Genomic DNA, 458 nt, shown 5'->3' on the forward strand with positions numbered 1-458 from the left:
TGTCTTAGCCCCCTAAATGGCTGGACTAAATTAATAAATCAATTTAGTCACTTAAATTTAGGATTATGTCAAGACAAAGACGCACATTTTCTGTAGATCAGAAGCTGCAGATAATGAATGAAGCTGATCAGCTTGGTGTTGCCCAAGCCTTACGTAAACACAATTTATCACATAGTGTTTTTCTTCGATGGAAACGCCAGTTTGATTCAGGTGGACCTACATCACTTCAACCCCAGTATCACAAAGTTGATCCACAGATCAAAGCTTTGGAGGAGGAGAATGCCCGACTCAAAAAGATTATCGGCAACCAGGCCCTTGAACTTGAGTTTAAAACAGAACTTTTAAAAAAAAGCGCTGTTCAACAGTCCAGGCGATCGAAGTAATAAATGAATTTAAAGAAAGGGCTCCTTCAATTTTAAAACTTCTTGAGTGGTCTGGAGTTGCTGCCAGCACTTTTT

The 458-nt window shown here is 39.3% G+C and carries 1 protein-coding gene; it reads left to right on the forward strand.

Features of this window, described 5'->3' with window-relative positions; translation table 11 throughout:
* Positions 1–65 precede the first annotated feature (65 nt).
* Positions 66–383 carry a transposase gene (locus tag HY58_RS18540; protein ID WP_039135702.1) on the forward strand — a complete coding sequence of 106 codons (318 nt, stop codon included), beginning with the start codon at positions 66–68 and terminating at the stop codon, positions 381–383.
* The last annotated feature ends 75 nt before the right edge of the window (positions 384–458 follow it).

Source organism: Flavihumibacter sp. ZG627 (genome assembly GCF_000814325.1).
In the GTDB taxonomy this organism is placed as follows: Bacteria; Bacteroidota; Bacteroidia; order Chitinophagales; family Chitinophagaceae; genus Flavihumibacter.

Excerpts from the sequence above, each read along its gene's own strand:
- HY58_RS18540 (WP_039135702.1), top strand. The coding sequence starts at position 66 with ATGTCAAGACAAAGACGCACATTTTCTGTAGATCAGAAGCTGCAGATA.